This window comes from Exiguobacterium sp. BMC-KP (assembly GCF_001275385.1).
Classification (GTDB): Bacteria; Bacillota; Bacilli; order Exiguobacteriales; family Exiguobacteriaceae; genus Exiguobacterium_A.
The window spans coordinates 251,366-260,948 of sequence record NZ_LGIW01000012.1 but is presented as its reverse complement, the minus strand read 5'-3'; the positions used below and the strand labels follow the sequence as shown (position 1 = coordinate 260,948).

The 9,583-nt window shown below is 47.2% G+C and carries 14 protein-coding genes and 2 tRNA genes; 2 read left to right on the top strand and 14 right to left on the bottom strand.

The annotated features are described in order from the left end of the window. Positions 1-105: 105 nt before the first annotated feature. From ADM98_RS02860 to acpS, 11 genes are all read right to left on the bottom strand, one after another. Positions 106-197, bottom strand: a tRNA-Ser gene (locus ADM98_RS02860). Between the two features lie 7 nt (positions 198-204). Continuing rightward, a tRNA-Asn gene (locus ADM98_RS02855) sits at positions 205-279 on the bottom strand. 149 nt (positions 280-428) lie between these two features. Beyond that, on the bottom strand, positions 429-869 hold the full coding sequence (locus ADM98_RS17100) for a SprT family protein (RefSeq protein ID WP_082318481.1): 441 nt from the start codon (positions 867-869) through the stop codon (positions 429-431). Further along, positions 866-2,986, bottom strand: coding sequence for a Tex family protein (locus tag ADM98_RS02850; RefSeq protein ID WP_053452170.1), 2,121 nt, complete (start codon positions 2,984-2,986; stop codon positions 866-868). The genes ADM98_RS17100 and ADM98_RS02850 overlap by 4 nt, the downstream gene beginning before the upstream one ends. A gap of 63 nt (positions 2,987-3,049) precedes the next feature. After that, positions 3,050-3,847 (bottom strand): RNA polymerase sigma factor SigB, encoded by a 798-nt coding sequence (gene sigB, locus ADM98_RS02845; protein WP_023469620.1) that lies wholly within the window; start codon positions 3,845-3,847, stop codon positions 3,050-3,052. Beyond that, on the bottom strand, positions 3,813-4,295 hold the full coding sequence (rsbW, locus tag ADM98_RS02840) for an anti-sigma B factor RsbW (RefSeq protein WP_050679021.1): 483 nt from the start codon (positions 4,293-4,295) through the stop codon (positions 3,813-3,815). Before rsbW ends, sigB begins: the two co-directional genes overlap by 35 nt. Further along, positions 4,292-4,618: an STAS domain-containing protein gene (locus ADM98_RS02835; protein ID WP_029342841.1), complete on the bottom strand. Its 327-nt coding sequence runs from the start codon at positions 4,616-4,618 to the stop codon at positions 4,292-4,294. Before ADM98_RS02835 ends, rsbW begins: the two co-directional genes overlap by 4 nt. A 193-nt stretch (positions 4,619-4,811) precedes the next feature. Then, on the bottom strand, positions 4,812-5,162 hold the full coding sequence (locus tag ADM98_RS02830) for a type II toxin-antitoxin system PemK/MazF family toxin (protein ID WP_023469623.1): 351 nt from the start codon (positions 5,160-5,162) through the stop codon (positions 4,812-4,814). Positions 5,163-5,165: 3 nt separating this feature from the next. Beyond that, entirely contained in the window at positions 5,166-5,390 is a 225-nt protein-coding gene (locus tag ADM98_RS02825; protein ID WP_023469624.1) for a hypothetical protein, read from the bottom strand. A gap of 139 nt (positions 5,391-5,529) precedes the next feature. Then, a complete protein-coding gene (gene alr / locus ADM98_RS02820) occupies positions 5,530-6,603 on the bottom strand; it encodes an alanine racemase (RefSeq protein WP_053452169.1) in 1,074 nt (357 codons plus the stop codon). Position 6,604: 1 nt separating this feature from the next. Next, positions 6,605-6,961, bottom strand: a complete 357-nt coding sequence (gene acpS / locus ADM98_RS02815) for a holo-ACP synthase (RefSeq protein ID WP_053452168.1) — start codon at positions 6,959-6,961, stop codon at positions 6,605-6,607. 68 nt (positions 6,962-7,029) lie between these two features. Here acpS and ADM98_RS02810 point away from each other — a divergent pair, with 68 nt between their 5' ends. Next, positions 7,030-7,770, top strand: coding sequence for a rhomboid family intramembrane serine protease (locus ADM98_RS02810; protein WP_053452167.1), 741 nt, complete (start codon positions 7,030-7,032; stop codon positions 7,768-7,770). 52 nt (positions 7,771-7,822) lie between these two features. On the opposite strand, the gene ADM98_RS02805 is transcribed toward ADM98_RS02810, so the two are convergent. From ADM98_RS02805 to ADM98_RS02795, 3 genes are read right to left on the bottom strand one after another with little or no spacing between them, the layout of a single operon-like run. Then, complete coding sequence (locus ADM98_RS02805; protein ID WP_023469628.1) at positions 7,823-8,086, bottom strand: hypothetical protein; 264 nt, start codon at positions 8,084-8,086, stop codon at positions 7,823-7,825. A gap of 19 nt (positions 8,087-8,105) precedes the next feature. Next, on the bottom strand, positions 8,106-8,606 hold the full coding sequence (locus ADM98_RS02800) for a hypothetical protein (protein WP_053452166.1): 501 nt from the start codon (positions 8,604-8,606) through the stop codon (positions 8,106-8,108). Then, positions 8,596-8,871 (bottom strand): 4a-hydroxytetrahydrobiopterin dehydratase, encoded by a 276-nt coding sequence (locus ADM98_RS02795; protein WP_053452165.1) that lies wholly within the window; start codon positions 8,869-8,871, stop codon positions 8,596-8,598. Before ADM98_RS02795 ends, ADM98_RS02800 begins: the two co-directional genes overlap by 11 nt. A 163-nt stretch (positions 8,872-9,034) precedes the next feature. Between ADM98_RS02795 and ADM98_RS02790 the strand changes: the two genes are divergently transcribed. Beyond that, complete coding sequence (locus ADM98_RS02790; RefSeq protein ID WP_053452164.1) at positions 9,035-9,568, top strand: cysteine hydrolase family protein; 534 nt, start codon at positions 9,035-9,037, stop codon at positions 9,566-9,568. Positions 9,569-9,583 lie beyond the last annotated feature (15 nt).

Below are 9,583 nucleotides of genomic sequence, written 5' to 3'. Positions count from 1 at the left end.
AAACCCGTGTTACCGCCGTGAAAGGGCGGTGTCTTAACCGCTTGACCAACGGGCCATCTAAGTAATCAATAATTATTCTCAAGAAACATTTTCACATAAGAGGTCTGGCGGAGATGGAGGGATTCGAACCCTCGCACCAGTTTCCCGGCCTACACCCTTAGCAGGGGCGCCCCTTATAGCCACTTGGGTACATCTCCAAAAGAATGGCTCCGCAAGTAGGATTTGAACCTACGACCTACCGGTTAACAGCCGGTTGCTCTACCACTGAGCTATTGCGGAACGTTACGTTCTATTCGGAACACTTTTATATAGTAGCAACTTTTTTTCTTTTCGTCAATGCTTTTTTAAAAAAGTTTTTAGCGACGATAAGTTGTTTAGTTGCTGTCGTTTTGACGACTTCTATAATTTATCATGCTCCGAAATGAACGTCAACTACTTTTGTAAAAAATCTTTCCACGACATCGACCGCACCGGTATCTTTCCGTATTCATGCGTCTTTTCCTTCTATATAATGTGCTGCATTTCTCACATTCATAAAGATAGGATTTTTTTTCGTCTTCTTGTCTTCTCGGACTGTATCGAAGCCCACCGTACCGCTCCAACCATTCCTTAAAGTCTTGATCTTGATGACGATGCCCCATTCCCGCTAGGTGTAAATGGTAATGACACAGTTCATGAATCACGATGCCGCGGAAGACTTTCATGTCATCCATATATCGTTTATTAAAGTCTAAGTGATGATCCCCTAAGAAGTAGCGACCACCCGTCGTCTTCAATCGTGGGTTAAAATAAGCTTCATGTCGAAACGGTAAGGAAAATACGTCGAGCGAAAGCTGCTCGACGTATCGTTGTAATTGTTCGTTCGTCATTCCGGCGGAACCAGTGTCAATCCAATCCGTCCCCGCTCTGGTTCAACATTCGTCACCCATACGGTTACGATATCACCCACAGCAACAACATCAAGCGGATGTTTGACACGCTTACGACTGAGTTTCGAGATATGAATCAATCCATTCTCTTTTACTCCGATATCCACGAATGCACCAAAATCGAGGACATTACGGACTGTTCCTTGGAACTCCATCCCCACTTGGATCATATCCATTGATAGAACATCTTGACGGAGCAACGGCTTATCAAGCGCTTCTCGTGGATCACGACCTGGACGTTGTAACGCTTCGATGATGTCACGTAATGTCGGTTCCCCGATCTCGAGCGTCTGTGCCATCTCTGGTAACGATAGTGTAGACAATTGTTCGCGAACTGCATCTGTTCCGACTTGGTCGAGCATTAACCCTAATGTCTTGAAGAGGTTCTCGACTGTTTTGTACTGTTCCGGATGGATCGGCGTTCGGTCAAGTGGATGCGTCCCTTCTAGAATTCGTAGGAATCCTGCTGCCTGCTCATATGCTTTTGCACCAAGGCGAGGCACTTTTAACAGTTCCTGACGTGTCTTGAACGTTCCGACTTCCAAGCGACGTTCGACGATCTTTTTCGCTGTTGCTTTCGTGATTCCCGCTACATAACTCAAAAGCGGTTCTGACGCTGTATTCACATCAACACCTACCTGGTTGACGACCGTTTCGACAACAAAATCAAGCGTCTCCCTGAGTTTCGTTTGTGAGACATCATGTTGATACTGACCGACACCAACCGATTGTGGATCGACTTTGACGAGTTCAGCAAGTGGATCTTGCAGACGACGTGCAATCGAGATCGCTGATCGTTGTTCGACCTGAAGCTCCGGGAATTCGGTCCGGGCAATCTCTGACGCAGAGTAAATACTTGCGCCTGCCTCGTCCACGATCGTAAAAGCGATATCCGTTTGCCCCTTCATCCAGTCTGCAACGAACGCTTCCGTCTCGCGAGAAGCCGTACCATTACCGATTGCAATCAATTCGATACCATATGTATCGACGAGCTTTGAAAGGGTTTGGCGCGCTTCTTTCGCTTTTTGCTCTGACATCGTCACGTAGATGACACCGACTTCCTTCATCTCACCCGTCGGATCAATGACCGCCCACTTACACCCTGTCCGATAAGCCGGATCAAGACCAAGCATGACTTTTCCTTTCATCGGTGGCTGCATGTAGAGTTGACGGAGGTTCTTACCGAAGACGTCAATCGCCTGAATTTCTGCTTTCTCAGTCAGTTCGTTTCGGATTTCTCGTTCGATAGCAGGGAAGACGGATTTTTTATATCCGGTCGTGATCGCCGCTTCCACGATGTCACGTTTCTTTGGCGCCAGTTGTGCATAGGAACGAAGCAATGTTGGTAAAACCTGCTGCTCCTCTAAAACGACCTTCACCGAGACGATTTTCAACGACTCGGCACGGTTGATCGCGAGAATCCGGTGCGGAACGATCTGTTGAATCCGTTCGTTGTAAGCATAGTACTGTGCAAACACACCTTTTTCATCAACTGCATCCTTTTTCTGTTTTGTAACGATTTCTGCTGAACGACGTATTTGCTTACGAATGAACTCACGCACCGTCGCTTGTTCGCCCCACTCCTCAGCGATGATTGATTGTGTCCCGGCAAGGACTTCTTCCGAATCGAGTGTACCGCTCAAACGCTGGAATGTTGCCTCATCATAGGCAGACTTGTCGCGTAACCAGTCAGCAAGTGGCGCAAGCCCTGCTTCCCGTGCAATTTCCGCCTTCGTCCGACGTTTTGGTCGAAACGGTAAGTAGATATCTTCGACTTGTTGTAAGGTCGTCGCTTCTTCGAGCGTTCGACGGAGTTCGGGTGTCAGTACGCCTTGTTCCTCGATTTTTTCAAGGACATCACTTCGTCTACTTTCAAGTTGTGTTAATTGTTTATGTCGGTCGAGGATCGCTTTAATCGCGACCTCATCAAGTTCACCTGTCTGTTCTTTCCGGTAGCGGGCGATGAACGGAATCGTACCGCCTTCTTCCGTCAATTGTAAGACTGCCTTCACTTGAGCAGGACGTACATTCAATTCACTTGCGATTCTCTTTTCCATCTGCTTCACCTCTCATTCATTATACCGAAGAATGCATCGAAAAGAAAAAAGACTGACACGAGGTCAGTCTTTTGAAAATACTTCATTCGGTTCGACTTTAATCGCTTCACGCAACTTCTGCAAAGCACGTCGTTGGAGACGGGACACGTGCATTTGTGAAATGCCGAGTAGTTCTCCCGTTTCTTTTTGGCTCATATTGCGATAATAAGCACATTCGAGAATCGAACGCTCACGGTCTGTTAAAACAGCAAATGCTTTTTCGAGAATCAGACGCTGATCGACAGAGTCATAGCCATTCTCTTGATTACCAACGAGGTCGAGTAAGGTAACGGTACTACCTTCCTGATCTGCCTCAATCGAGCTATCGACGGAGAGAGCTTGATAACTCTTCCCCATCTCGAGTGTTTCGAGGACTTCCTCTTCTGATACTTCAAGGCGAGCAGCAATCTCATCGATGCGAGGAGAGCGTTGTAGCTCCGTCGTCAACTCTTCAACCGCCTTCTTGATTTTTGGTCCGAGTTCCTTGATGCGACGTGGAACGTGGACGCTCCATGTCTTATCGCGGATGAAACGTTTGATTTCTCCAATGATCGTCGGAACAGCAAACGATTCAAAACTGCGACCAAATTCCTTATCGAATCGGCGAAGTGCTGCGAGTAACCCAATCATTCCGACCTGAACAAGATCGTCATGAATCGGTCGACCACGCGAGAACTTCCGGGCCAAAGCTTCTACCAAGTCTGAATAACGCTCGAGTAATGCCGCATGCACTTCCTCATCTTGGTCGTCCTGCTGATACAAATCAATCAGTCGAAGTACTTCATCATCACTGTGATGGCGTTGTTGAGACTTTGCTGGCACTTTGACCCACCTCATCTCTATTCATATATTTTGTCATATGGACAGTGACGCCGTTCGCTTTCTCGATCGTTACTTGATCCATCAATGCTTCGATCATCAAGATACCGAGCCCTCCTTCATGCAAGGAATCGAGATCGTGTGAATCCGTGATCGGTTCACTTTGGCGTTTGACCTCATCTTTATCAAACGTAATGCCGTTATCTTTGACAACAATCTCTAGACGATCGTCTGGATAAACGTTGCATGTCAATGCGATGCTACCATCTTCTTTTCCTTCATATGCATGTTGAACAGCATTTGCACACGCTTCTGAGACAGCGATTTTGATATCTTCGATGTCATCATACGTGTATCCCATGCGATTTGCGACGCCTGAAACCGTCAAACGAGCAATGGCTACATATTCCGGTTTTGCCGGTAATGTCATGTTTAGTTGTTCGTTCTTCATTGCGTACCACCTCGTACACCACTATCAATTGTAATGATGCTTGAAAGACCAGTGATCTCGAACAGGCGACGGATTCGTTCAGAAACACCGACGAGCGTGAACGACGTACCGTTCTTTTTCGCTGCTTTGAGTGCACCGACAAAAACACCGAGACCTGTTGAATCCATGTAATGTACTTCATCCAAATGCACGATGACGTCATTTGTTTCGACTGCCGGGACTAATTCTTGACGAAGCTTTGGTGCCGTATACGTATCAATCTCACCTGCGATATAAAGATGCGTCTGACCGTCAAGCTGCTCTGTTTTAATTGTTAAATCCATCTTCAAGTTCCTCCTCAAGGAAAATCTGTCTATGTGGTCTTTCTATTCATCCTACCTCATCCCTTTATAAAAAGGTCACTTGGGTATGTTTCCCCGTAAAGAAAACTTTAAAACCCATTTTTAAAAAAAGAGGTCAAAAAAAGTCGCATACGCTAGTATCGACTCTTCTTGTGTTGCGCTTCTATGTAAGTGCCTAAAAATCAACCAAGCCTAAGCTGATTGCAACGGCACTATTTACTTTCATCATCGTGTCTGGATCTAGATGTGTGACTTTATCCGTTAGACGGCGTTTATCAATTGTCCGGATTTGCTCAAGTAAGATGACCGAATCACGTTCTAATCCGTGTCGCTCTCGATATACTTCCACATGGGTCGGTAGTTTGGCTTTGTCGATCTGTGCCGTGATCGCAGCCACGATAACTGTCGGGCTGAATCGGTTACCAATATCATTTTGTAGAACAAGCACGGGACGAACTCCCCCTTGTTCCGATCCGACCACAGGTGACAAATTTGCATAAAACACGTCGCCACGTTTGACTATCAAAGCTTACACCCCGCTTACTTGACGTAGGAGTGAGAACTCCGCCTCCGTTTCAATCTGGAACATTTCGCCAACGATCGATAAATTGATTGCTGCCATTTCTTCGTAACCACGTTTCAATTCCTCACGTAGCTGACGCTTGCGTTCTTCGGTCGTATGGTTCGACTTCATCCCAATCGTCTCCTTCGCTACATTTCGCTCAACAAACTGCATTTCCCGTTGTTGGACCAAGATAATGGCACCTCCAGATTCACTGAAACCTTAACGAACGACTCACTTTCTACTTCAATATATCAGCCGAATTCAGAAAATACAATCAAAATTCAAACAAATAACATATTTTTGCCATCTTATTGATGTCCTGTACGAATCATTGACGCGGAACACGCTTCGAGAATTGGCAAAGAACTTCATAGTTAATCGTCCCGAGCCAGTGGGCCGCCTCTTCAATCGGTGCCCCTTCTCCAATCAAGATGACTTCCGTCCCAATCGGATATTCTCGCGGTAAACGAATCATCAAGCGATCCATGCAGACACGTCCGACGATTTCGCACGGTAGACCGTCTACGATCAGGGAATAACCTTGGAATTTACGTGACCAACCATCTGCGTACCCGATCGGAATGGTCCCGATCCATTCATCGGTCGGCGCTGTATAGGTCGCGCCGTAACTAATCGATTGACCCGGCTCGACTTGTTTGACCTGCATCAGACGACTTTTCAGCGAAAATGCTGGTTTTAAGAACTCGTAATGTCCTGCCATCTCATCAGACGGCATCGCCCCGTATAACGCGATACCGACTCGAACGACGTTGAACGGTGCTTGACCTGCTAGACGGATCGCTGCCGCTGAATTCGCGCAGTGGATGTATCGAATGTCTGGTACATGTGCGACATAGGATAAAAATGTCTCGAGTTGGCGCTCGAACAATCGACTATTCAGCTCATCCGCGGTCGCGAAATGCGTATAGATTCCTTCGAGTTCAATCAGATCATCATCACATTCAACAAGGATTTGTTTCAATTCATCGACATGTTGCAGCCCGAGCCGTCCCATTCCCGTATCGACTTTGATATGCAAACGAAGATGATCAATCTCTGTCAAATGCTGTTTTGCTTCCCGTAGCCAGTCCGCTGAGAAGACCGGAACGGCGACGTCATAATTCGAAGCGACGGGCGCATGCTCCGGCAGTAAGGCTTCAAGCATCAGGATCGGTGCTTGGATGCCCGCTTCTCGTAACTCGATTGCCTCTTCGAGTAACGCAACAGCGAGTAAGTCGGCTCCGTTTTCAAGAGCAATCTCAGCGACTGTCACTGCCCCGTGACCGTAGCCATCCGCTTTGACGACAGCCATCACTTGTTGCTCGCCCATTCGTGTTTTAATTTCGCGTATATTATGCGCGATCGCTTCCCGATCGATTTCAATCCAAGTTGGTCGGTACATCTCATTCCCTCTTCTCTAATAAGACTTGCGCAGACGCATAGTGCTCAGAATGTGTGATCGAGACGTGGATGACGCCATCAAATGGTCCGGTCATGATTGGTCTTCCCGTCTCATCGTTTAAAATTTCGACGTCCTGCCAGGAAACTTCTTTTCCGACACCGGTTCCAAATGCCTTGACGAACGCTTCTTTTGCTACGAAGCGTCCCGCGAGGTACTCGATACGACGGTGTCCTAAGAGCGATTGAAATCGCTCCTGCTCTGCCTTCGTCAAGATTCTTCCCATAAACCGTGGCTGTCGTTCAAGCGTTTGCTCGATTCGATCCAGTTCTACTAAATCGATTCCAATTCCATAAATCATCCGAGACGCCTCCACAGTTCTATTCTTCGCCATCTTCATATAGAATGAAGATGAAGCGAGGTGTTGTCATGTTTAGTCGAACGGAAAACCTACAAACGTTCACACGTTCTTATCCGGTCGTTTCGTTGTTCATTTTAATCCAAGTCGCCCTGTTTGTCATCGAACAGTTAGGTGTGGCCCTTAATCTGACATTCTCTCCTCTAAGTGCAGGGGCATCCATCAATCTCTTAATCGAACAAGGTGAATGGTGGCGTGTCGTCACGGCAACTTTCTTACATTACGATTTTTGGCACATTGCGTTCAATACGTTTGCCCTTGTCATCTTTGCTCCACCTCTCGAGCGAATGATTGGTCATGGTCGATTTGCTGCCTTTTATTTGCTCGTTGGTACGCTTGCGAACATCTTGACGTACTTCACGAAAATCAATGAACCGTTTTATGGACAAGCTGGAGCATCTGGTGCCATTCTTGGTTTGCTTGGTTTTTATGTCTACTTGAGTCGCTTCAAGCGGACGGTCATCATGGCAGACGATACACGCCTTGTGTATATCTTCACTGCGGTCACGGCAGTCTTTACGTTACTTGGGTCGAACGTCGCTGTTTTTGGTCACTTGTACGGTTTCGTCCTCGGATTCCTCTTCGGATTCGTATTTGGTAATCGTGCCGTCCCATTCACACGTCCGTTCCAAACGGGTCGTCGTTCGAGCGGTGGACCTGTCTTTGTAAGCGGTTCTGGTCAATTTGGTCGGATCTTCTTCTATATCATCATCGCGTTTGCCGTACTCGGATTATTCTTCCGCTACTTGTAAAACGGCATACAAAAAGGGACTCACGCTTTTAGTGCGAGTCCCTTTTTTTAGCTTATTTACGAAGCACTTCTGCTAAGTCCTTCACATCGTCAATCAGGTTATGGATTGTTTCCTGATTATCCGTATAGAGTGCTTTCAATTCCTCAAAGCGTCCTTTTGGATCTTGTTTGACGGCAGACAATTGTGTTCCTGCACCACTGAATGTCCGTTTCACTGCCGCGAACTGCGCTTGGCGCGTATCTTTATGCAGTAGTGATAAAGTAGCGCCGACAAGTGCGCCACCAAGTGTTGCTACGACAAAATAGTTCTTCTTCATCTGTTAGTCCCCCTGCATCTCACTCATTTGTTGGTGGTACGATTTGATACCGTTTCATGACGGGAGAAGGCGCGAACGACTTCCCTGCCTCTTCAGCATACTGGTCTACCGTGAGACGTTCAACTGATTTTGCATAACGGACGCCGTCCCCCGTCTCGTGGAACTGAATCAATAGGACAAGATCCGTTCCTTTCTCGACACGTCCAATCCGAAATGCCTGGAAGCCACTATATTCTGCTCCGATGACTTTCGGATTCGACATGACTTGGTGCACGAATAGATCCCCGCTATTTTTATCTGCCGGAATAGACCAATAGAAGAGACTGCCTTCATTTGAAAAGTTCCCACGCGATTCGAGCAACGCATAGGTATTGCCACTTTGAAAAGGCGATTTCGAGTCCGTTTCCATCCAGAGGATGGCATCGCCGCTTCCGCTAGCGACACGAATATGAGCATCACGGGAACGAATTTGTTCAACGAACGAACCGCTACCGAATGTAATCGAAAGTTTAGATGGCATCACAGGCCTCCGCAAGTTGAAAGTCTTTTTCCGTCAATCCGTTTTCATCATGAGTCGTCGCCGCAAGTGTAACATTTTTATAATCGATCACGATCCGTGGATGATGATTCAAGTTTTCAGCAACACTCCCGACTTCCTGTACGAAATCCAGTGCTGCGGGAAACGATGCGAGTGTATACGTCCGAACGATTTCATCATCGACGACACTCCAATCCTGCAACCGCTCCAGGCGCTCTTCCACTTCGTATTCATTCAACCTAGCCATCGCTTTCTCCTCCTCTACTATCATTTTCGTCCTATACCTTATACCCCATTCTTTTACTTCTCTATACCTATTTGTATCCGATTTCTTCCTTTTGCCTTCTGTGTGAGATAGAGTACAATGTGAAAGAGAACACTAATTCAAAATCGGAAAGGGGCTAACGCATATGCGCGCTCTGATTGTCATTGATTACACGATCGATTTCGTTGCTGATGAAGGAAAGCTGACTTGTGGAAAACCAGGACAAGCGATTGAAGAACGAATTGCTACGTTGATGGAGGAATTTTCAACGGAGGATTACGTCGTCATCGCCAACGATATTCACGAAGAAGGCGATACGTTCCATCCAGAGACTGTCCTCTTCCCGCCGCACAATATCCGGGGAACACACGGACGCGATCTTTTCGGGAAAGTCGCTGCCATGGCACGGGTCGCCGATCACGTCATCGACAAGACGCGTTATAGTGCGTTCGCCGGGACGGACCTCGATTTACGCTTGCGTGAACGGGATATTCGCGAAGTCCACCTCGTCGGTGTCTGTACGGACATCTGTGTCCTTCATACAGCTGTTGATGCCTATAATCTCGGATATCGTATCGTCGTCCATGCGGATGCTGTCGCAAGCTTTAACGCGACAGGTCACGACTGGGCTCTCACACACTTTAAACAATCGATCGGCGCAGAAGTCGTCGGCGAATAAGAAGGGATCTGTCCG